Here is a 20355-nt window from a genome sequence, read left to right as displayed (position 1 = left end):
TCTGTAGGATCAAACCTGCGCTTCAAGCCTTATCGCAAACGTCGTGCCACTTTGCTTAAAAACCCTGAAGGCCCTTAGACATCAGGGGCCGGGGTTTACAGACGCTCTTGCCGACACGGTACAAGATGGCGGATTTCCGCCTACTCGGCCAGTCCCGTCCTGCAATTTGGCGGATATCCGCCTTGTCGCACCGCCAGGCGATGGCTACCATCCGCCACTCCATGGACGAGGCCCTTTCATGCGCGAACGTACCATCGCCAGTCATTACGCCCGAGCCGCCCTGGGCGGTGCGCGTCGTGCCGGCTACGACTACTCGGGCCTATTGCATCAACTGGGCATTACCCCAGAACTGCTGACCGAACCCCGCGCCCGCATCGCGCCGGAGCAATTTACCCGCCTGTTGCAAATGCTCTGGCTAGCGCTGGATGACGAATACCTGGGCTTTGCCGAAGGGCCGAGCAAGCGCGGCACCTTCGCCATGATGTGCCACGCCCTGATCCACTGCCGCACCCTGGAGAAGGCTCTGGAACGCGGCTTATTATTTTATAGCCTATTCCCGCAAGGCCCGCGCTGGCAGCTGACCAAAGAAGGCGACATGGCGCGCTTGAGCCTGGACGATTCGCAGTTGTGGGACCCGGATCACTTCCTCAGTGAATGCCTGCTGGTGATCTGGCATCGCCTCGGCAGTTGGCTGATTGGCCAGCGTATCCGCCTGCACCAGGCAACCTTCAGCTACCCAATGCCAGCCCACGCGGGAGAATACGACCTGTTGTTCCCCTGCTCCCTGGTGTTCAGTGCACCGAACAGCAGCCTGGTGTTTCCCAGCCGCTACCTGAGCCTGCCGCTGTTGCAGGACGAACGCACCCTCAAGCACTTCTTGCAGCGCTCCCCAGCCGATTTATTGTCTCGACCGGATGAAGGTGACAGCTTGAGCAGCCAACTGCGCCGCTTGCTGAGTCGCGACCGCACGCCCTGGCCGGACCTGGAAGCCGTGGCTCAACACCTGCACATCAGCCCGCAGACCCTGCGCCGGCATCTGCGCGAAGAAGGCACCAGTTTTCAGGCGTTGAAGGACGAATTGCGCCGAGACATCGCGATTTACCACTTGGGGCGGGCGGATTTGTCTTTGCAGGAAATCGCCGAACAATTGGGATTCTCCGAACCGTCGGCGTTTCATCGGGCATTCAAGAAGTGGACGGGGCTGACACCGGGGGCCTACCGCGCCCAGGAAAACTAGATGGCCGGGAAGTGAATCTTGAAGGCCGCCCCACCCAACGGCGAGTCACCCAAGGTCAGGCGCGCGTTGTAGCTTTCGATGATGTCCTTGACCACCGCCAGCCCGATCCCCTGCCCAGGGTGCTGACGATCGAGCCGCTCGCCGCGCTGAAGAATCCGCGCACGCTGATCCGGCGGTACACCGGGGCCATCGTCTTCAATACACAACTCTGTGCCTTCCAGGCTTTCCACCAGGCTGATACGCACTTCACTCAGGCACAGGCGATAGGCATTTTCCAGCAGGTTGCCGAGCATTTCGAGCAAGGCCCCTTTCTCGATGGGCACATCGCACTTATCCGGCAAATCAAAGGACACCGCGACGCGCTTGTCTCGGTAAACCTTGTCCAGCGTGTCGCACAGGCTTTGCAGTACCGGTTCCAGGCGCACCTGATGGCGCACCAGGCCGCTTTTACGCAGGCTGGCACGCTGCAATTGATAGCCGATCTGTTGGCTCATGCGCTCGATCTGCGATTGCAATACCCACGCCTGGCCACGTTCTTCGGGGCGCTGGGCCATGTCTTCGCTCACGCCTTGCAATACCGCCAGTGGCGTTTTCAGGCTGTGGGCCAGGTCGTCGAGGGAATCGCGGTAGCGCGCACGCTGCTCGCGCTCGCTGTGCAGCAGACGGTTGAGGGAACCGGTGAGGCGCAACAGCTCGCGGGGGTGTTCCTCAGAAAGACTTTCACGGGTCCCCCCTTCGATCTGATCAAGCTCCTGACTCAGCCGCCGCAGGGCTTGCAGGCCCCAGGTCAGGCCCAGCCACAACAGTGTCAGCAACACGAGCAAGGCCGCGCCGAACCCCAGGTAGAGGTTTTCCCGCAAGCCTTCGAGGGTCAGTTGGTATTCACGTACCGGTTGCAGGGCGACGATACTGAAGGCCGCACTCTTACCGCCCAGCAGTCTGACCTCGACGTCATACACGAAGAACTCCTGGCCATTGGCCTCGCGGATGCGCGCAAACTCGTTGCCACGCCCGTCGTAGCGCGGCTTGTAGTTGATGTTTTCTTCCTGGGTCGCCCGCGAACGCCACACCAGATGGCCTTCGCGGTCGTAGATATAGCCGAGCAACCGGCTATCGGTAAGGTTGAAACGCTCATCCGGCAACTGAGCCGGCATCAGCAGCCGGTTATTTTCGACCCGTGCTGCGGAAATCAGTGTCGTCACATCCGAGGCCAGGCGCTGCTCGATGGAGTCTTGCAGCGCCAGGCTGAAAGCGCCTTGCATGGCAGGCAACAAGCCCAGCATAAACAGCACGGCCAGGGTGGCGGCGGCCAGCATCAAGCGCACACGTAGCGAGCGAATCAACGGCAGCGCTCATTGAACAGGTAACCCAAGCCACGCACGGTATCGATCGGCTTGAACCCGGCCGGGCCTTCGAGCTTGCGCCGCAGGCGGCCGACCAGCACTTCGATGACGTTCGGGTCGCGCTCATCGTCATCGGGGTAGAGCTGTTCCATCAAGCGATCCTTGGCCACCACTTGCTGGTGGTGACGCATCAAGTATTCGAGAATCCGATACTCATAGGCAGTCAACGCCAGCGGCTGTTCTTCCAGGGAGGCTTGCTTGCGATTGAGATCCAGCAGCAAGGGTCCGGCGACGATGGTGGACTGGGTAAACCCGCTGGAGCGGCGCAGCAAGGCGTTCATCCGCGCTTCCAGCTCTTCGAACTGGAACGGCTTGACCACGTAGTCGTCGGCACCGGCCGCCAGGCCCTCGACCTTGTCCTGCCAGTTGCCGCGGGCGGTCAGGATCAGGATCGGGAAGGTCTTGGCCTGAGTGCGCAGTTGGCGGATCAGGTCCAGGCCGCCCATGCCAGGCAAACCAAGGTCGATGATCGCCAAGTCGTGGTTGAACTGGCCAGTCTGGTACAGGGCTTCTTCGGCATTGGCCACGGCCTCGACCACGTGCCCGCTGTCGGTCAGGCGGGTTAACAGGTGATGACGCAACAGCGCCTCATCTTCAACCACCAGCAATTTCATAAGGCTCTCCAAGGCGATTCAACTGTCCGACAGAGGGATATGATAGCGGCCCTGCAAGTCTTGCGGGCGCAGTTTAATGCCATTGTATTGGCCCGTCAGGTGTTCATAGCCTGTGCGGTAACCCGGCTGCCGGGCAGCAAGGTCCAGAGACTGCCCCCACGGCGCGGGTTGGCTGCCCGCGTCTTCGAAGCTGACACGATGGATCAGGTTGCTGGATTTTTTGGTTTTCTCGCTACCGAATGCCGCAAAGGCGCCATCGCCGGCCTGTACGCCGGCGGTGGCACTGAGCATGGTTAACGCCAACATCAGCTTCTTGATCGCAGTCATGGTGCTTACCTCTTACGCGTTTAGGCTGTGAGGCCCAGACTACGCAGGCGCCCCTGAACTCCCCCTGAACGGCCTCTGAACCTCACCTGAACCGTTACGGGCTATCCACTGACGCGCCAACTCGGCAAAATACCGCACATGACCCTCCTACCCGCTTGCTGCACCCCACTCGATGCCCATTGGCCGCTGCCCGTTCCCTTGCCGGGCACGGTGTTTCTGAGCACTCGATTCGATCCGGCCCTATTGAGTGCCGGCGATTTCCAGCGCAGCGCCGTACCGCCTCCGGCGAGCATCCAGCGCTCAGTGGCCAAGCGTCAGGCGGAGTTCCTCGCTGGCCGCCTGTGCGCCCGCGCAGCGCTGCAACAGCTTGATCAGCTCGATTGCGTCCCCGCGATTGGCGAAGACCGTGCGCCGATATGGCCTGGGCACATCAGCGGCTCCATTACCCACAGCACCGGGCATGCTGCGGCGATTGTCGGCCACAAGGCGCAATGGCGCGGGCTGGGGATGGACGTGGAGAACGTACTGACGCTGGAACGGGCAGAACGCCTGGCCAGTGAAATTCTGACCGCCGATGAGTTGCAGCGCATGGCCGCCCTGCCGCGCGACCAGATTGCCTTGCTGGTGACGCTGACGTTTTCGGTCAAAGAGAGCCTGTTCAAGGCGCTCTACCCGATTGTGCAGAAGCGCTTTTACTTTGAACATGCCGAGGTGCTGGAGTGGTCGCAGGCTGGACATGTGCGGCTACGATTGCTGACGGACTTGTCCAATGAGTGGTGCCATGGCAAAGCGTTGGAGGGGCAGTTTGTGGTGGAGGGGGAGCAGTTGTTGAGCCTGGTGGCTATCGGCGCTTGATAGACCACAATCGGGGCAAGCCCCAATGCCAGTCAATTAAGAAGGGGCGCTGTAACTGTGGCGCTTAAGGGTAAGCCCCCGATTGCGGTGTCAGGGTTTCTGCTGATCCCTTGGCCAACTCAAGCTGAAACACGCCCCGCCCAGGTTGTTGCTCTTGCTGATCAACGCCCGCCCGCCATGCCAATAGATAATCCGCCGTACAATCGATAACCCCAGGCCATGTCCGCCCGAGGCCCGTGTGCGGCTGTCGTCCAGGCGCAGGAACGGCGTGAAGATCCGTTCCCAGGCGCTTTCCGGCACGCCGGGACCGTCATCTTCCACGTCGATGCGACAACGCATCTGCCCGACCTGATAACTGATCAATACCTGCCCCTTGGCGTGGCGCATGGCATTGCTCACCAGGTTCTGCAGGGCACGGTGCAGGTAGCGCGGCTCGGCGTCGACCCAGGCATCCTCCCAGTGGGGCGAGGACAAGCACGTGCCACGGGTGACGGTGACCTGAGGCCGCAGTGGCGACAATTCGCCGATCACCTGATCCAGCAACGCGTCGAGGTCGACGCGCTGGAAACTCAACGCCGGCGCGCCCTGTTCCAGGCGCGCATAAGTCAGCATTTCGTCCACCAGGCCATCGAGGTCCTGGATATCGCCATCCATGCCATCCAGGTATTTGCGCCTGGCTTCGGGGGTGGCGGCATCGCCGATCATCTCCAGGCCGAAACGCAGGCGGGCTACCGGCGTGCGCAATTCATGGGACACCGCGCGCACCAGCTCGCGCTGAATCGCCAACAATTGTTGCAAGTGCTCGGCCATGCCATTGAATGCTGCCGCCAGGCGCCCTACCGAGTCGGCGCCACGCGCCGGCACACGCACTTCCAGGTTGCCCTTGGCGATACGCGTGGCCGCCGCCTCCAGGCCCTTGAGCCGGCGCTCAAGCTGACGCACCAGCAGGTAGACGATCAAACCGATCAACGTCAGACCGATCAACGTGATCAGGATCAGCCATTGCGCCGGGTACGGGTTCATTTGATACAGCGGGCCGATCTCCAGCACCCAGGGTGTGCCCACCATGCCGGCAAACACGCGGATCGAGTCGCCGCCCTTGCCCAGGGCCATCACCGTATCGCCTTCCGCCACGCGACGGCGCTGGTCGTCGTCCATATCAGTCTGGTCAAGGGGCATCAGGTGCATCTCAAAACCAAAACCCTTGGCTTCCTTTATTGCGGCCAAGCGCTTGGGTTGCTCGTCCACCGGAAATCGCACCAGTTCGTCGGCCAGCAGGTAGATCGTCGCACGGGCCAATTGCTCGCTGATTTGCTGCACTTCACCGGTGAGCACCAGTTGCTCCTGTTCACTGACCAAACGCAGCACCCGCGCCGCATGGGGGCCCGTCTGTTCCACCAGGACCTGGCCACGTTGCAGGCGATTGCGCTGGCTCAGGTCCAGTTGCGCGTCAGCGAAAGTACGCAACTCCAGGGGAATCCCCAGCAGACGCTCCCACACCGCCAACGCGCGCAGCCGTTCAATGGCGCTCATGGGTTGCAGGTTATCGCCCATCAAGGCGAAGGTGCCGTGGGCCAAGCGCTCTCGGTACTGGCCACTGCGCACATCATTGAGCAAGTGCAAGGCCAGAACGCCGAGTAACGCCACCAGGATCAGCGCTGCGCACATGCCGCCGTAGATGCGCAGGAAGATCGAGTTCACAGCGGCATGTCGGCAGCGGCTTCGGGGACAAACAGGTAGCCTTTGCTGCGGATGGTCTTGATCAGGCGCGGGTGGATCGGGTCGTCGCCAATCTTTGGCCGAATGCGTGAGATGCGCACATCAATGGAGCGATCCTGGCCGTCGTAACCAATGCCGCGCAAGGCGATGAAGATTTCTTCGCGAGACAAGATGCGCCCGGCGTTGGCCACCAGCAGCCACAACAGGTCGAATTCGGCACTGGTCAGTTCGATGCCGCCTTCGTGCAGCCAGGCCTCGCGCAGGGCGCTGTCCACCACTAGCGGGCCAAATTGCAGGCGGCGTTGGGTTTCCACCGCAGCAGGCAGCGCCGGCTCGCTGCGTCGCAGCAGGGCCTGGATACGCGCCAGCAATAAACGCGGGCGCACAGGCTTGCACACATAATCGTCGGCGCCCATGTCCAGGCCCAGCACTTGGTCCATGTCGTCGGTGCGTGCGGTCAGCATCAGGATCACACCGTCATAACGCTCGCGTACCGTGCGGCAGATGCTCAGGCCGTCTTCGCCAGGCAGCATCAGATCAAGGATCACCAGGTCAGGCTGCTCGGCAATGATGCGCGCCGCAGCCTGGGCGCCATTGCCTTCTACTGACACGCGCAAGCCGTTGCTTTCCAGGTAATCACGGGTCAACTCGGCGAGTCGCTCGTCGTCCTCGACGATCAGTATCTGCCAGGCTTCTTGCTCCATGCGCCACCTCGTTGTTATTAGAAGTTCTTTGGCTCACGCGGTCGAATGTGGGGCTTGCTCGCCAAAGCAGTGGGTCAGCTGGCACATGCATCGACTGATACACCGCTTTGGCGAGCAAGCCCGCTCCCACAATTAGATCTCCACCGCCCCATAGCCTGTTTGTCATGTTTTGAGGGCATAACAGAGGCCGATTGTAGCCATGCACCCTCCCTTGAACACAAGCCGGGAATTCCATTCGGTCATGGCGTTTTTTTGTGATAGGGTTCGCGCCCTCAAAATTCCAACCGGCAGTTTTTCCCTTGGAATATTCGGTGACAAACGGCGTAATCCAGTAGTACTGCGGCCTACACGGGTGTTCCATGATTCATACACATTTTACCCACAGCGTTATCCACAGGTAGTGCGTTGCTAAGCCCCCCAAAACGCATTATCTTGTACCTCAGCGCTAAAAAAACCCTACATGTAGGGTTTTCAGCGAAAAAACCAAACACAGATCAGACAAGAAACTCAAGCGCTTTCTTGCTCCTGTTTGGTTGAACCAAAGCATTTTTTGAAGGCCAAACCGCACGCGCGGACGGCCACCGTTTTTCAACCCAATTGGTAAAAAACGGTACGGGTGTTGCAGTGCTTGAACCTGGCAACTGTCACCCACCAGGAATACGGCGAAGGGCCTTTGTGCCCCGAGCCGAAGACTTCGGCATGGAAGCGGCGCGATGAGCTCCCTTCCTCCTGTCCCGAAGTTGTTATGCCAGGCCAATGCCTGCTGTAAGTGCTTCAGGACGGAACGGTGGGCACCGTGATGGTGCCCAAATAAATATAGAATGTGGAGACAACCCCCCATGCAAACCGACACAACTCGCGAGAACCCGCAAGGCTCCGTGCCGCAGGCCGCTGATTCGAACCTGGATCTGTCCGCCACCGCACCCGGCCAACTGCGCGTGATCAAGCGTAACGGCACTGTCGTTCCTTATACCGATGACAAAATCACCGTCGCCATCACCAAAGCGTTTCTTGCAGTTGAAGGCGGCACCGCTGCTGCCTCGTCGCGCATCCACGACACCGTTGCCCGCCTGACCGAACAAGTCACTGCAACCTTCAAGCGTCGCATGCCGTCGGGCGGCACCATCCACATCGAAGAAATCCAGGACCAGGTTGAACTGGCCCTGATGCGTGCCGGCGAGCAGAAAGTCGCGCGTGACTACGTGATCTACCGTGACGCCCGTTCCAAGGAACGTGCCGTGCGCTCCCCGGCCGAAGAAGCCGCCGTACACGCTCACCCGTCGATCCGCATTACCCTGGCCGACGGCACGTTTGCACCGCTGGACCTGGGCCGCCTGAACACCATCATCACCGAAGCCTGCGAAGGCCTGGAAGAAGTCGATGGTGACCTGATCCAGCGCGAAACCCTGAAGAACCTGTACGACGGCGTGGCCCTGACCGACGTCAACACTGCTCTGGTGATGACCGCCCGTACCCTGGTTGAGCGCGAGCCGAACTACTCGTTCGTGACCGCACGCCTGCTGATGGACACCCTGCGTGCCGAAGGCCTGGGCTTCCTCGGCGTGGCCGACAGCGCCACCCACCACGAGATGGCCGACCTGTACGCCAAGGCCCTGCCGGCCTACATCGCCAAGGGCATCGAATTCGAATTGCTGAACCCGATCCTGGCGACCTTCGACCTGGAAAAACTCGGCAAGGCGATCAACCACGAGCGCGACCAGCAGTTCACCTACCTGGGCCTGCAAACCCTGTACGACCGTTACTTCATCCACAAGGACGGTATCCGCTTCGAACTGCCGCAAGTGTTCTTCATGCGTGTGGCCATGGGCCTGGCGATTGAAGAGAAGCACAAAGAAGACCGCGCCATCGAGTTCTACAACCTGTTGTCGTCCTTCGACTACATGTCGTCGACCCCAACCCTGTTCAACGCCGGCACCCTGCGTCCACAGCTGTCGAGCTGCTACCTGACCACCGTGCCGGATGACCTGTCGGGCATCTACCACGCGATCCACGACAACGCCATGCTGTCCAAATTCGCTGGCGGCCTGGGTAACGACTGGACGCCGGTGCGTGCACTGGGTTCGTACATCAAGGGCACCAACGGCAAGTCCCAGGGCGTTGTACCGTTCCTGAAAGTCGTGAACGACACTGCCGTCGCCGTTAACCAGGGTGGCAAGCGCAAAGGCGCTGTATGTGCCTACCTGGAAACCTGGCACATGGACATTGAAGAGTTCATCGAGCTGCGCAAGAACACCGGTGATGACCGTCGTCGTACCCACGACATGAACACCGCCAACTGGATCCCTGACCTGTTCATGAAGCGCGTCTTCGATGATGGCAAGTGGACCCTGTTCTCGCCGTCCGAAGTACCGGACCTGCACGACCTGACCGGCAAAGCCTTCGAAGAGCGCTACGAGTACTACGAAGCCCTCACCGAGTACCCAGGCAAGGTCAAGCTGTTCAAGACCATCCAGGCCAAAGACCTGTGGCGCAAAATGCTGTCCATGCTGTTCGAAACCGGCCACCCATGGCTGACCTTCAAGGACCCATGCAACCTGCGCAGCCCGCAGCAGCACGTGGGCGTGGTCCACAGCTCGAACCTGTGCACCGAGATCACCTTGAATACCAACAAGGACGAGATCGCCGTTTGCAACCTGGGCTCGATCAACCTGCCGAACCACATCGTCAACGGCAAGTTGGACACCGTGAAGCTTGCACGCACGGTCAACACCGCCGTACGCATGCTCGATAACGTGATCGACATCAACTACTACTCGGTGCCACAGGCGCAGAACTCCAACTTCAAGCACCGCCCGGTTGGCTTAGGGATCATGGGCTTCCAGGACGCGCTGTACCTGCAGCACATTCCTTACGGTTCGGATGCTGCCGTCGAGTTCGCCGACAAGTCCATGGAAGCGGTCAGCTACTACGCGATCCAGGCGTCCTGCGACCTGGCCGATGAGCGAGGCGCGTACGAGACGTTCCAGGGTTCGCTGTGGTCCAAAGGCATCCTGCCGCTGGACTCGCAACAGATCCTGATCGAAGCCCGTGGCCAGAAGTACATCGATGTTGACCTGAACGAAACCCTGGACTGGGCGCCGGTACGTGCCCGTGTGCAGAAAGGTATTCGTAACTCCAACATCATGGCCATCGCACCGACCGCGACCATCGCCAACATTACTGGCGTATCGCAGTCGATCGAACCGACCTACCAGAACCTGTATGTGAAATCGAACCTGTCCGGCGAGTTCACCGTGATCAACCCGTACCTGGTGCGCGACCTGAAAGCCCGCGGCCTGTGGGACTCGGTCATGATCAACGACCTGAAGTACTACGACGGTTCCGTGCAGCAGATCGAGCGCATCCCGCAAGAACTCAAAGAGCTCTACGCGACGGCCTTCGAAGTGGACACCAAGTGGATCGTTGACGCCGCCAGCCGTCGCCAGAAGTGGATCGACCAGGCTCAGTCGCTGAACCTGTACATCGCCGGTGCATCGGGCAAGAAGCTGGACGTGACCTACCGCATGGCGTGGTACCGTGGCCTGAAAACCACTTACTACCTCCGTGCCCTGGCGGCGACCAGCACCGAGAAGTCGACCATCAACACCGGCAAGCTGAACGCAGTGTCCAGCGGCAACCACGGTGATGATTCGGTGCTTGCCGCACCAGCCGGCCCGGCGCCAGTGCCGAAAGCCTGCGCGATTGACGAGCCGGATTGCGAAGCTTGCCAATAACCTGAGCCGGTCCCGGGCTTGAATGCCCGGGATTGAAAAACCCCTGATAGACCCTGGATGCAGTTGGGTTTATCAGGGGTTTTCTTTTGTCTCAAGTGCCAAACAACACCGTCGCCGTGCCTGACTGTGGCGCTGCGCCTCGCCTTCCCCACAACTCAATCCGCCCATCGTAAACGGCCATCGAGTGACCGTTGTACACCACAGGCCCTACCTTACTTCACCGTAAATCAGCGGCCGTAGCGGCCCGAATGTTATTTTTCAGGCCCTGGCGATACAGGCCTTCCCGGCTATACGAGATGTTTTTCTACGCCCGCAAAAAAGCCCCTCTCGAGGGGCTTTTTGTCGAGCGCTACCGCATCAGGTCATCTGAATGATGGTCTGCATGATGGTGCTCTGGGTGGAGATGGTCTTGGCGTTTGCCTGATAGTTGCTCTGGGCCTTGATCAGGTCCACCAGCTCGTTGGTCAGGTTGACGTTAGAGTTCTCCAGGGACTTGTACACAATCGAACCCAGGGTGCCCGATTGCGGGGTGTCGTAACCCGGCTGGCCCGAAGAGTAGGTCTCTTTCCAAGTGGTGCCGCCGGCTGGCTGCAGGCCCTGCTCGTTGTTAAAGCTGGCCAGGGAAAGTTGACCAACCGCCTTGCTCTGCTGGTTGCTGAAGGTAGCGAACAGCACGCCATTACCGTCAACGTTCAGGCCGGTGATCTGACCGGTGGCGTAGCCATCGGTGACCGGTGGGTTGCGGTAGGTCGCCGAGTTGTACTGGGTGATGTTGCCCATGTTGATGGCAATCCCGCCTGGGTTGGCGTTCGCACCGTTGCTGGTCCACACGCCATTGGTCACCGTACCTGGTACCCAACCGGTGAGCTGCAGGGTGGTGCTGGACGTGGTACCCGTGACAATCCCGGTCAGCTTGCCGGAGCCGTCAAAGCTCAACGTCGAAGCAACCGGTGGCGTAGAACCCGTGCCGGTAGGTGGCGAACCGTCGGGGTTACGGCCATCGATCAAGGTGTAGGATTTCCAAGTGTTGGAGTCCGTTTTGACCAGGTACTGCACCATCGGGTGGGCATTACCCTGGGTGTCATACAACGTGGTGTTGTACTGGGTGGTGAAGGTGGTGGAATCGGTTGGATCAAACGGCTTGGCGGTCTGGTCGATCACCGGCGACGACGAGTTCAGGTTGCTGTTGGAATCGACTTTGCTAGATGCCTTGGGCGGCAGGTTCGCCAGGTTCAATTGCAGGTCGGTCAACGCGCCCTTGATGATATTGCCGTCAGCGTCCGCCGCGTAGCCTTGCAGGCGCGAGGTACCGGTGTTGTTGGTGATGAAGCCGTCTTTATCCGAACGGAAAGTGCCGCTACGGGTGTATTCCAGCGAACCATCACTGCCCTTCTGAACGAAGAAGCCACCGCCCTGGATCGCCATATCCAGAATACCGCCGGTGTTGTTGACATCACCTTGAGTGAACTGCTGGGACACCGCCGCCAGGTTCACACCGCTGCCAACGCTGTTCTGGCCAGTACCCAGCTTGGACGCTGCGTAAATGTCCGAAAATTCCGCACGGGACGATTTGAAGCCTGTGGTCGCGACGTTGGCGATGTTGTTGCCGGTCACGTCCAGTTGTTTGTTGGCCGCATAGAGGCCGCTAAGGCCGATGTTAAAAGACATGTTTCTCTCCCTCTGCCGTATTTAGCCGGCTCTATGTACCGATAGTCTGAATTTGCGACAGCTTGACGCTGCCCATGCCACCTGCAAGGTTCAGCAGCATTTCGCCACCGGTCTTGCTCAACGTCACGCTGGTCACCGTTGCCGGCAGCGAAGTCAGCAGGGCAACCGAATCGCCCTTGTCATTTTTGGTGGAGGCCGCGAAGGTATAGGTCCCGGCAGGCGCGACCTCACCCTTGTCGTTCTTGCCATCCCAGATAAAGCTGGAATCACCGGCGCTCTGGGCGCCCATGTCGATCGTGCGCACCACATTGCCGTCTTTGTCGGTGACCTTGACGGAGACGTTGCCCGTCGCCGCCGTCACCGCCACCGAACCGGTCATGCTCTTGCTGGTGTCGACCATGGCCTGGTTGGTCTGGGTAATGATTGAGCGCCCTACCAGTGACGACGCCTGCAGCGCTTGCGAGGAGCTGAAGTTGCTGGAGATCGCATTCACCGAATCATTCAGGGTGTTGATGCCTTCCAGGCTGCTGAACTGAGCCAGTTGCGCTACGAACGCACCGTTGTCTTGGGGCGACAGCGGGTTCTGGTTTTTCAACTGGGTCACCAGCAGTTGCAGGAACGCGTCCTTGCCCAGTGCTTGGTTACCCGTGGCCGCCGTAGAAGCAGCAGCGAGGCCGCTATTGTCCGTCGCGGTCTTGACCTTGGAGTTGAAAAGGTCCTGAACCGGCGTGTTGGGTGTAGTAGACGTGGTATCAACAATGGCCATTATTTGGCGCCCCTTATCACTGACCCAGGGTCAGGACCTTCTGCATCATGGTTTTGGCGGTGTTCATCATTTCCGCATTGGTCTGGAACGAGCGACTGGCGGAGATCATGTCAGCCATTTCTTCAACCACGTTGACGTTGGGGTAGTACACGTAGCCCTTTTCGTTCGCGGCGGGGTGATTGGGTTCGTAACGGGCCTCAAGGTTGCTTTGGTCTTCGACCACACCCAGCACCTGCACACCAGAGCCAGCGGCCTCCTGGCTCTGGAACAGCGAATCGCTGCCGTTACCCTGGCCACCCTGAAACATGGTGGCGAACACCGGGTGACGAGCACGGTAAGTCTGGTCAATGCTCGAAGACACCGTCTCGGCGTTGGCGATGTTACTGGCGACGGTGTTCAAGCGCGTGGTCTGCGCGCTCATGCCACTGCCGGCAATATTGAAAACACTGGACAGGGACATGGCTTACTCTCCACGCAGGGCTGACATCAGCCCTTTGAATTTGCTGTTGAGCAGGGTGAAGCTGGCCTGAAAGTTCACTGAGTTCTCGGCGTAGGCCGATTGCTCCAGTTGGGCATCGACGGTGTTCTGGTCGATCGACGGTTGCATCGGCGTACGATACAGCAGCGACTCATCACCCTTGCTCAAGCCTTGCGCTTCGATATGACGGCTGTTGGTCATGTTCAAGGCGAAGGTGCCGTTCTTGGTCTTGTCCTGTTGTGCGGCCAGCACAGCGGAGAAGTCCAGGTCCCGAGCCTTGTAGTTCGGGGTATCGGCGTTGGCAATGTTATTGGCCAGGACTTCAGCACGCTGGGCGCGGAAGCCCAGGGCTTGTTCATGGATACCGAGCGCTTTATCGAAGCTGATGCTCATGGCGGAAACCTTTAGGCTGACCTGCTTTTCGTAACAGGAAGATAGCAAGCGCCATGCCAAGTCACGCAAGCCCCGTAAATCAAGGGGTTGCAGGAAGATTGCCGGCGGCAATGCCAGAAAAGCGGCAACCGGTTTCCGCCTGGCGCCAGTAAAGCGGCAAGAGGGACTGCCGCTTTACGGCGAAAAAAATGGGAGGCCTTTGCGGGGCCTCCCATTGTTTGTTCAAGCGTGCATCATTTTGCCTGGTAAATGATCCCGGGACTGCACTGCACCATCTGGTAATGATCCGGCAGGCCATTCAATGCCTCGGACGCACCGAGGAACAAATAGCCACCGCGCTTGAGGGTGCCGTGGATGCGCAACAGGATGTCTTTCTTCACTTCGGCCGAAAAATAGATCAGCACGTTGCGGCAGAACACCATGTCGAACTTACCCAGGCTGGCATAGCTGTCGAGCAGGTTGAACGAGCGAAACTCCACTCGGTTCTTGATCGGCGCCTTGATCGCCCAACGCCCAGCCCCTTTCGGGTCAAAGAAACGCTGCAGGCGCTCCTGGGACAAACCGCGCCCCAGGGCGAGGCTGTCGTACTCACCGGTCTTGCAGTTGGTGAGCATGGTGCCGGACAAGTCCGTGGCAACAATCTGCGCGCCAGCCTTCAGTTGGCCCATATTGGTCCGCTCGAATTCGTCGATGGACATCGAGATCGAGTACGGTTCCTGACCCGAGGAACAGGCTGCCGACCAGATACGCAAACGCTGGCCCGGGCTGGCCTTGATGGCCTCAGGCAGCACTTTGCTCTTGAGCACTTCAAATGGGTAGGTATCGCGAAACCACAAGGTTTCGTTGGTGGTCATGGCATCGACCACCATCTCTTTGAGCCCGCTGCGCGGCTGCCCCTGGATTCGCTGTACCAACTCACCCAGGGATTTGATGCCCTGCTGTTCCATCAGTTTGTTGAGACGGCTGGATACCAGGTACTGCTTGTTTTCACCAAGCAATATGCCACAGGCTTTTTCCAGGAAGACCCGGAACTGTTCGAAATCCAAATTACCCGTAGACAATGATACCGCCTCTTAAATCATATGACCGCCAGGGAAATCCCTAGCCGTGATCTGCTGCCTTGATCCGGTCGACTACCCGGGATGCGAGGTCATCAGGACGAAATTTAGCCAGAAAGTCATCAGCGCCGACCTTCTTGACCATTGCCTGATTGAACACCCCAGACAATGAAGTATGCAGGATGATATGCAATTTTTGCATGCGTGGATCGCTGCGTATCTCTGCCGTAAGGGTATAACCGTCCATTTCCGGCATTTCGATGTCGGAGATCATCATCAAAAACTCTTCTTCCGGCTTCTTGCCTTCATCCACCAGCTTGCGCAGGTAGTCCAGGGCTTGGCGCCCGTCATTGAGGGCCACCACGTCCACACCAACGGTTTGCAGGCAACGAGTGACTTGCTTACGCGCGACGGAAGAGTCATCCACGGTCAACACACGCAGGGATACCGCCTTGTGCGCCGTCTCGGCATCCACCACCCCAACGGAAATCGTTTCAGAGGTCGGCGCTACTTCGGCGAGGATTTTCTCCACGTCGATGATTTCCACCAACTGGTTATCGACCCGTGTCACCGCCGTAAGATAGTGATCGCGGCCAGTGCCCTTGGGCGGCGGATGAATCTCCTCCCAGTTCATATTGACGATACGCTCCACCGAGCGCACCAGGAACCCCTGAGTCTTGGTGTTGTACTCGGTAATGATCACGAACGGGCTGTCGCGGTCTTGCAAACCGGCAGAACCCGTGGCCATTGCCAGGTCAAGAATCGGGATGGTCGCGCCACGGATGTTGGCTACGCCACACACCACCGGACTGGACTTGGGCATGATCGTCAGCTTGGGACACTGCAGCACTTCCCGTACTTTAAACACGTTGATACCGTACAGCTGCTTGCCGTCCAGGCGAAAAAGCAACAACTCCAGGCGATTCTGCCCTACCAGCTGTGTGCGCTGGTTTACTGAGTCCATTACACCTGCCATGCCTTTACTCCTACGCTAAAACCCGGGCTATACCTACAGGGCAGCGCGTACCCAACACGAAACGGCACGAGCTTTGCTATTTATTGGCTTATGAACCTTAAAACGACAGTTTCCCGACGCCTGCCACGGTACCGCAGATTGTTCTGCGCCACGATAGCGCTGCTCGCTTTGGGCTCGAGTGCCGCAGCCCGCGCAGATAATGTCACCTTGCCTGATCTCCTTATCGGCGTCACTCAGGGCTTTCTTGAGTTCACTGTAGAAGATTATCTGACAACCACCCAGACGCCAGGGCGTTATGAAATCCAAGTCAACCCGTTGGATCCGCGCCTGCGTATGCCCATGTGCGACAAGGAATTGACAGCCACCCTGGAAAGCCCCGCCCAGCCCATCGGCCGTGTGACCGTGAAAGTGCGTTGCGATGGCGCTTCGCCGTGGACCGTGTTTGTACCGGCCCAAGTCAAGTTGTTCCGTGATGTGGTTGTGGTCACGCGCCCCCTCAAACGCACCGGCATCATCGGTTATGAAGACGTTGCTTTGCGCGAAAGGGATATCAGCCAGATCAATCAGGGCTACCTGACCTCCCTGGACCAGGCTATCGGGCAAAAACTCACCCGACCAATGGTGACCGACCAAGTCATCACGCTGGTTCATCTCGAACAGGCCGAAGTAATACGCAAGGGTGACCAAGTGGTGATTTCCGCCAGTAGCGGCGGGTTGACCGTCAAGATGCCAGGCGAGGCGCTCTCCAATGGCGGAATGAGCGAACAGATTCGAGTCAAGAACCTTAACTCCAACCGAGTGATAAAGGCACAGGTGACCGCGCCAGGCCAAGTCGAAGTGGCTTTATAGATCACTGGTATCAAACGCTGGCTTTTCCTACACTGTGCGTTGGATGTCGAGCTGTACTAGGTTTATTGTCAGTCGAGCCTAAAGTTTGCCCGGGTATGGCCGAAAACATGGCAAGCGTCCAAATACCCAGAGGTTTTTTAAGATGGTCATTGATTTCAGTCGTTTGAATAACACCCCGGCTTTGCCAGGCAGTACGCGTACCAGCGGCGCCAAGGACGGCGTAGAAGCCAAGACTCAGGCCCCGCCCGCCAAGGCAGAACAGGCCAGTGTCAGCCAGAGTGGGGAATCGGTACACCTGAGCAGTGAGGCTCAACAGTTGCAGAAGGTCACTGACTCGCTGCGCGATCAGCCGGTTGTCAATAAAGCCCGTGTGGCCGAGTTGAAACAGGCCATCGCCGATGGCAGCTATAAAGTCGACAGCAACCGTGTAGCCAGCAAGCTGCTTAACTTCGAAGCCGAGCGCTAGGCAAAGGCCTGCGCAGGGCTTTTGGACGCTTAAAACCCAAGGCCAGCCATGCACCACGACGAACATTTGCTTCAACTGATCATTGATGATCTGGCGCCGACGCAACATTTGCTCGAGCTGCTCAAAGAAGAATCCCTGGCTTTGTACGGCCGGGACATGCGCTTGCTGGAAGAAATACTGGCGCGCAAACAGTCGCTGATTGTGCTGCTCGAACAGCACGGCAAGAAGCGCAGCGAGATTCTCATCAGCCTGGGCTTGCCCGCCGATCATGACGGCCTCGCACAACTGGCCAGCCATTCCTCGGTCGGCGATCAACTGCTGACGCAAAGCAGCGCACTCAATCAATTGCTCGCCCAGTGCCAGGAAGCCAACCTGCTCAACGGTCAGTCGATCCAGCTTCAGCAAGCCACGACCGCCAACCAGTTACGCATCCTCCACGGCGGAGAACCTCCGGCGCTGTACAACGCCCAAGGTTCCACCTCACGCCTGGTCAAGCCAAGCACCCGCAGCCAAGCCTGACACCAGTTGACGGCGTGACCTATCCAAGGTGCGCTACATACTGGCAAAATGCCGGTTCTTGCGTGTAGTCGTATTTTGTCTGGAGATGGAAGAACCGTGTTCAACGCCCTTAATGCGGAAGATGCTCCGCAGCCACCGAAGGTCCTCACCACGCCTCTGGAAATCGCCGGCACTTTGCGGATGCTGCAAGAAAGCCATGACCCACTGATCATCACTTTCCACGAACGCAGCCAGCGCTTCCAAAGCTATCTGGTAGATGTTGACCGGGACAGCAAGACGCTGGCTTTGGACGAAATGATTCCGCGTGACGGGGAACGCTACCTTGAGAATGGCGAACCCTTCCGTATCGAAGGCTTCCATGAGGGCGTGCGGGTGGCGTGGGAAAGCAACGGTACGCTGACCATCAGCGAAAAAGGTGGCCACCGCATCTACACCGGCAGCATGCCCGACGAGGTGGTTTACCATCAACGTCGTAATGCCTTCCGCGCAGCGTTGAAATTGGCGCAATTGGTGAGCATCGAGCTGGGTGGCGAAAAACTCAAGGCCCCGATCAACGGTAAGCTGCTGGACATCTCCGCCACCGGCTGCAAACTGCGCTTTGAGGGCGACATCTCCGAGCGCCTGCAGTTGGGTCAGGTCTATGACCGCTTTATCGCAGCCCTGCCCTTCGGCAGCATGACCACTTCAGTCGAGCTGCGATACCTGCACTTCGAAGATAAGATCAACACCACCTTTGCCGGCGTGCGCTTTCACAATATGAGTGGCTTGGTGCAGCGCCAAGTGGAGCGTTTTGTGTACCAACTGCAGCGTGAAGCACGGCGCTTCGACAAGGACGACGACCTTTAAACCTTAAAGGCCGAGGCAAAAAAAGGGCAGTTCCTGATCGGATCTGCCCTTTTTTCATTCAGGGACGTGCCCTGCTCAGGTCATGGGGATGGTCGTCAGGGCCAAGTGGCTCTGGAGGGCCCTCGATAACTGGCTCGTCAATTGCGGGCTCAGGGGCTGGCTCTGGCGCACCGGCTTGCATTTGCTCCTGTACCACCTGCTCATCCACCCGCGGGTCGAGCGCAGCCACCAGCGGCGAGCTGGACATGCTGTCAGGCATCGCCACGTGATGCAGCGGCGCGTCATCGACCTGATGCAGGTTAGTCACCGCCTTCGGCCGAATACGCCACACCAGGATCAACGCACACAAACTGAAAAACGCATACAGCATTTGGCTGCCAAACAGCTTCATCACCACACCAGCCAGGAGTGGCCCAACGCTGGCTCCAATGCCGTAGGTCACCAGCAGCATGGCCGTCAGCGACACCCGACGATCTCCTTCCACATGGTCGTTGGAAAAGGCCACGGCCAGCGGGTAAAGGCAGAACTGCACCAGCGAACACAGGAAGCCCGCCACAAACAAAATTTCCAATGGCACTTGAGTCATAATGGCCAACGGCAACGCCGCTACCGCCAGACACAAGGCAAAGCAGCGAATCAGCAGCGCGCGGTCATAGCGGTCCGACAGCCAGCCCAATGGCCACTGCACGAGCAATCCAGCAAAAATGCAGGACCCCATGAACAAGCCGACTTGTTCAGTCGTTAGCCCTTGCTGAGACGCATAGAGCGGCGCCAAACCGTAGAACGACCCCACGATCAATCCCGCGCCCAGTACCGTACTGAGCGACTGTGGCACGCGCTTGATAAAAAACCGTGGTTCCATCGGTGCCGGGTGCAGCGGTGCCGGGTGGATGCGTCGAGTCATTGCTACGGGAACCAGGCACAGGGCGAAACACAGCGCCACCAGCATGAGCAACTCAAGGCCAAGCTGGGGATGCATCACCAAGATTAACTGACCCAATACCAAGCCCAGGTAGGAAGCGATCATATAGCCGCTGAATACCACGCCACGCTGCTTGGCGTCGGCTTGTTCGTTAAGCCAGCTCTCAATGACCATGTACTGGCACATCATCCCCAGGCCCACGATCATCCGCAGCACAATCCAAGCTGGCAGCCAATCGATCAAGCCATGACCCAGCACCGCCGCACCGACGATCCCGGCGCAGGTGGCGTAGGCACGAATATGTCCGACCCGGGCAATCAGGCGGTGACCGATCTTGCCACCCAACACTAGGCCAAAATAGTTGGCCGCCATCAATGCACCGACCCACAGGCTGTCTACATGGTCAGCTGCGAGGCGCAAGGCCAGATAAGTACTGAGCAGGCCGGAGCCGATCAGCATCATCAAGGAGGCGAAATAAAGGGCTCGAAAAGATTTCCAGATCTGGCGCATCGGCGTTCCGAGCGGCTCCTTGCAGTAAGAGACAGGGCTATCGGCATGATAGTCCGGGGTGACCGGGTCCGGACAGGCGGCATTGTCTGTTTCCGGGGATTATTTTGCTTATGAGCTCAGACGCTGCATCACTGCCTTTAAGGTACACAACGGCAGAGATAAATACTCAGCGCACCAGCTGTGAACATTGATCAGCTGCAAGGTTCGACTGGTCTTTGAACAACTCCCGCAAAACCGCCTCAGAGAGCCTTCTGCAGAGAAGCTGGGCCAGCGGTATCCCGCTGGTCCAGGTCGTTATTACATGCCTTGGC

General features: G+C 58.9%; 19 protein-coding genes. 7 read left to right on the top strand and 12 right to left on the bottom strand.

The genetic code is table 11. The features are described 5' to 3' along the window. Nucleotides 1-238: 238 nt before the first annotated feature. A complete protein-coding gene (locus tag M5B43_RS10900; protein ID WP_248750112.1) occupies nucleotides 239-1237 on the top strand; it encodes an AraC family transcriptional regulator in 999 nt (332 codons plus the stop codon). Here M5B43_RS10900 and M5B43_RS10895 read toward each other — a convergent pair. The 3 genes from M5B43_RS10895 to M5B43_RS10885 are packed head-to-tail and all read right to left on the bottom strand — an operon-like array spanning nucleotide 1234 to nucleotide 3581. Further along, a complete protein-coding gene (locus M5B43_RS10895) occupies nucleotides 1234-2580 on the bottom strand; it encodes an ATP-binding protein (RefSeq protein ID WP_248750111.1) in 1347 nt (448 codons plus the stop codon). The genes M5B43_RS10900 and M5B43_RS10895 overlap by 4 nt on opposite strands. Further along, complete coding sequence (locus tag M5B43_RS10890) at nucleotides 2577-3254, bottom strand: response regulator transcription factor (protein WP_248750110.1); 678 nt, start codon at nucleotides 3252-3254, stop codon at nucleotides 2577-2579. The genes M5B43_RS10895 and M5B43_RS10890 overlap by 4 nt, the downstream gene beginning before the upstream one ends. Nucleotides 3255-3272: 18 nt before the next feature. Beyond that, nucleotides 3273-3581: a hypothetical protein gene (locus M5B43_RS10885; RefSeq protein WP_248750109.1), complete on the bottom strand. Its 309-nt coding sequence runs from the start codon at nucleotides 3579-3581 to the stop codon at nucleotides 3273-3275. Between the two features lie 138 nt (nucleotides 3582-3719). Between M5B43_RS10885 and M5B43_RS10880 the strand changes: the two genes are divergently transcribed. Further along, nucleotides 3720-4436, top strand: coding sequence for a 4'-phosphopantetheinyl transferase superfamily protein (locus M5B43_RS10880; protein WP_248750108.1), 717 nt, complete (start codon nucleotides 3720-3722; stop codon nucleotides 4434-4436). A 90-nt stretch (nucleotides 4437-4526) separates the two neighbouring features. On the opposite strand, the gene M5B43_RS10875 is transcribed toward M5B43_RS10880, so the two are convergent. Both M5B43_RS10875 and M5B43_RS10870 read right to left on the bottom strand, forming a co-directional pair. Beyond that, nucleotides 4527-6137 carry an ATP-binding protein gene (locus tag M5B43_RS10875; RefSeq protein ID WP_248750107.1) on the bottom strand — a complete coding sequence of 537 codons (1611 nt, stop codon included), beginning with the start codon at nucleotides 6135-6137 and terminating at the stop codon, nucleotides 4527-4529. Next, nucleotides 6134-6859 carry a response regulator gene (locus M5B43_RS10870; RefSeq protein WP_248750106.1) on the bottom strand — a complete coding sequence of 242 codons (726 nt, stop codon included), beginning with the start codon at nucleotides 6857-6859 and terminating at the stop codon, nucleotides 6134-6136. Before M5B43_RS10870 ends, M5B43_RS10875 begins: the two co-directional genes overlap by 4 nt. An 839-nt stretch (nucleotides 6860-7698) precedes the next feature. Between M5B43_RS10870 and M5B43_RS10865 the strand changes: the two genes are divergently transcribed. Then, nucleotides 7699-10593 carry a ribonucleoside-diphosphate reductase subunit alpha gene (locus M5B43_RS10865; protein WP_248750105.1) on the top strand — a complete coding sequence of 965 codons (2895 nt, stop codon included), beginning with the start codon at nucleotides 7699-7701 and terminating at the stop codon, nucleotides 10591-10593. A gap of 357 nt (nucleotides 10594-10950) precedes the next feature. Here the strand turns inward: M5B43_RS10865 and flgE are convergent, their stop codons facing one another. The 6 genes from flgE to M5B43_RS10835 form a co-directional block, all read right to left on the bottom strand. After that, nucleotides 10951-12261 carry a flagellar hook protein FlgE gene (gene flgE, locus M5B43_RS10860; protein ID WP_248750104.1) on the bottom strand — a complete coding sequence of 437 codons (1311 nt, stop codon included), beginning with the start codon at nucleotides 12259-12261 and terminating at the stop codon, nucleotides 10951-10953. A 31-nt stretch (nucleotides 12262-12292) separates the two neighbouring features. Next, a complete protein-coding gene (gene flgD, locus M5B43_RS10855) occupies nucleotides 12293-13027 on the bottom strand; it encodes a flagellar hook assembly protein FlgD (protein WP_248750103.1) in 735 nt (244 codons plus the stop codon). A 16-nt stretch (nucleotides 13028-13043) separates the two neighbouring features. Next, entirely contained in the window at nucleotides 13044-13487 is a 444-nt protein-coding gene (gene flgC / locus M5B43_RS10850; RefSeq protein ID WP_248750102.1) for a flagellar basal body rod protein FlgC, read from the bottom strand. A 3-nt stretch (nucleotides 13488-13490) separates the two neighbouring features. Then, entirely contained in the window at nucleotides 13491-13898 is a 408-nt protein-coding gene (flgB, locus tag M5B43_RS10845) for a flagellar basal body rod protein FlgB (RefSeq protein WP_248750101.1), read from the bottom strand. 233 nt (nucleotides 13899-14131) lie between these two features. Continuing rightward, on the bottom strand, nucleotides 14132-14959 hold the full coding sequence (cheR, locus tag M5B43_RS10840; RefSeq protein WP_248750100.1) for a protein-glutamate O-methyltransferase CheR: 828 nt from the start codon (nucleotides 14957-14959) through the stop codon (nucleotides 14132-14134). Between the two features lie 40 nt (nucleotides 14960-14999). Next, complete coding sequence (locus M5B43_RS10835; RefSeq protein WP_248750099.1) at nucleotides 15000-15932, bottom strand: chemotaxis protein CheV; 933 nt, start codon at nucleotides 15930-15932, stop codon at nucleotides 15000-15002. Between the two features lie 90 nt (nucleotides 15933-16022). Here M5B43_RS10835 and flgA point away from each other — a divergent pair, with 90 nt between their 5' ends. The 4 genes from flgA (at nucleotide 16023) to M5B43_RS10815 (ending at nucleotide 18612) form a co-directional block, all read left to right on the top strand. Then, nucleotides 16023-16781, top strand: coding sequence for a flagellar basal body P-ring formation chaperone FlgA (gene flgA, locus M5B43_RS10830; protein ID WP_248750098.1), 759 nt, complete (start codon nucleotides 16023-16025; stop codon nucleotides 16779-16781). Nucleotides 16782-16923: 142 nt separating this feature from the next. Next, nucleotides 16924-17247 (top strand): flagellar biosynthesis anti-sigma factor FlgM, encoded by a 324-nt coding sequence (gene flgM / locus M5B43_RS10825; protein ID WP_248750097.1) that lies wholly within the window; start codon nucleotides 16924-16926, stop codon nucleotides 17245-17247. A gap of 48 nt (nucleotides 17248-17295) precedes the next feature. Next, entirely contained in the window at nucleotides 17296-17766 is a 471-nt protein-coding gene (locus tag M5B43_RS10820; protein ID WP_060756334.1) for a flagellar protein FlgN, read from the top strand. Nucleotides 17767-17862: 96 nt separating this feature from the next. Continuing rightward, on the top strand, nucleotides 17863-18612 hold the full coding sequence (locus M5B43_RS10815; RefSeq protein WP_248750096.1) for a flagellar brake protein: 750 nt from the start codon (nucleotides 17863-17865) through the stop codon (nucleotides 18610-18612). 58 nt (nucleotides 18613-18670) lie between these two features. On the opposite strand, the gene M5B43_RS10810 is transcribed toward M5B43_RS10815, so the two are convergent. Continuing rightward, nucleotides 18671-20044: an MFS transporter gene (locus M5B43_RS10810; protein WP_248750095.1), complete on the bottom strand. Its 1374-nt coding sequence runs from the start codon at nucleotides 20042-20044 to the stop codon at nucleotides 18671-18673. Nucleotides 20045-20355: the final 311 nt, after the last annotated feature.

Origin of the sequence: Pseudomonas sp. MWU15-20650, assembly GCF_023242475.1 — a bacterium.
Taxonomy (GTDB): Bacteria; Pseudomonadota; Gammaproteobacteria; order Pseudomonadales; family Pseudomonadaceae; genus Aquipseudomonas.
This window is presented reverse-complemented; position numbering and strand designations above follow the sequence as displayed.

What these genes read in the sequence shown, in the direction of transcription:
- M5B43_RS10900 (WP_248750112.1), top strand. Translation starts at nt 239, where the DNA reads ATGCGCGAACGTACCATCGCCAGTCATTACGCCCGAGCCGCCCTGGGC.
- M5B43_RS10890 (WP_248750110.1), bottom strand. Translation starts at nt 3,254, where the DNA reads ATGAAATTGCTGGTGGTTGAAGATGAGGCGCTGTTGCGTCATCACCTG.
- M5B43_RS10885 (WP_248750109.1), bottom strand. Translation starts at nt 3,581, where the DNA reads ATGACTGCGATCAAGAAGCTGATGTTGGCGTTAACCATGCTCAGTGCC.
- M5B43_RS10880 (WP_248750108.1), top strand. Translation starts at nt 3,720, where the DNA reads ATGACCCTCCTACCCGCTTGCTGCACCCCACTCGATGCCCATTGGCCG.
- M5B43_RS10870 (WP_248750106.1), bottom strand. Translation starts at nt 6,859, where the DNA reads ATGGAGCAAGAAGCCTGGCAGATACTGATCGTCGAGGACGACGAGCGA.
- M5B43_RS10865 (WP_248750105.1), top strand. Translation starts at nt 7,699, where the DNA reads ATGCAAACCGACACAACTCGCGAGAACCCGCAAGGCTCCGTGCCGCAG.
- flgE (WP_248750104.1), bottom strand. Translation starts at nt 12,261, where the DNA reads ATGTCTTTTAACATCGGCCTTAGCGGCCTCTATGCGGCCAACAAACAA.
- flgD (WP_248750103.1), bottom strand. Translation starts at nt 13,027, where the DNA reads ATGGCCATTGTTGATACCACGTCTACTACACCCAACACGCCGGTTCAG.
- flgC (WP_248750102.1), bottom strand. Translation starts at nt 13,487, where the DNA reads ATGTCCCTGTCCAGTGTTTTCAATATTGCCGGCAGTGGCATGAGCGCG.
- flgB (WP_248750101.1), bottom strand. Translation starts at nt 13,898, where the DNA reads ATGAGCATCAGCTTCGATAAAGCGCTCGGTATCCATGAACAAGCCCTG.
- M5B43_RS10835 (WP_248750099.1), bottom strand. Translation starts at nt 15,932, where the DNA reads ATGGCAGGTGTAATGGACTCAGTAAACCAGCGCACACAGCTGGTAGGG.
- flgA (WP_248750098.1), top strand. Translation starts at nt 16,023, where the DNA reads ATGAACCTTAAAACGACAGTTTCCCGACGCCTGCCACGGTACCGCAGA.
- flgM (WP_248750097.1), top strand. Translation starts at nt 16,924, where the DNA reads ATGGTCATTGATTTCAGTCGTTTGAATAACACCCCGGCTTTGCCAGGC.
- M5B43_RS10820 (WP_060756334.1), top strand. Translation starts at nt 17,296, where the DNA reads ATGCACCACGACGAACATTTGCTTCAACTGATCATTGATGATCTGGCG.
- M5B43_RS10810 (WP_248750095.1), bottom strand. Translation starts at nt 20,044, where the DNA reads ATGCGCCAGATCTGGAAATCTTTTCGAGCCCTTTATTTCGCCTCCTTG.